The organism is Variovorax sp. 01N429, from assembly GCF_056399425.1.
In genome coordinates this window covers 1-467 of sequence record NZ_JBFTRG010000107.1, presented here as the reverse complement: position 1 = coordinate 467, position 467 = coordinate 1, and the positions used below count along the sequence as shown (strand labels likewise).

Genomic DNA, 467 nt, shown 5'->3' with positions numbered 1-467 from the left:
GCGTAGATCCTCACAGGGGTAGTCGGGCTCGGCGATGAGCCGTGGCCCGCTGCGTCCGTCACCGTATAGGAGATGTCGAACGCCGTGTCCTGCCCGATCAGATCGTCTGCAGGGATCCTCACCTTGACTGACCCGAGGATTACTTCGAACGACTCCACCTTGTGCTCGTAGCTCTTGCCGTTCCAGTCAATCGTGATCACGTCGCCCTCGGCCATGCCCGCATAGAACGGGACAATCACCCACGTGCCATCGCTGGCCTCTGCCGAGTCGATTACACCGTCTGCCATCTCCGGTACTTCAGGTGCCTTCAGTACCAGTGCTGGGACTGTCGTATCGATGATCACCACGTGCGGACCCGACGGCTTGCTTTCGTTGCCCGCCTCATCACGCTCGACCACCGTGAACTCGTGCCTGCCTTCGYCCAGCGGCGTATCAGGCGTGAAGCTCCAGTTGCCGTCCTCGTCGAC

Annotated in this window: 1 protein-coding gene; it reads right to left on the bottom strand. The window is 61.2% G+C overall.

Annotated features, from left to right (window positions below):
* Positions 1 to 467, bottom strand: a 467-nt coding sequence (locus AC1DSF_RS30805; protein WP_478184107.1) for an Ig-like domain-containing protein, incomplete at both ends; no start/stop codon positions are given.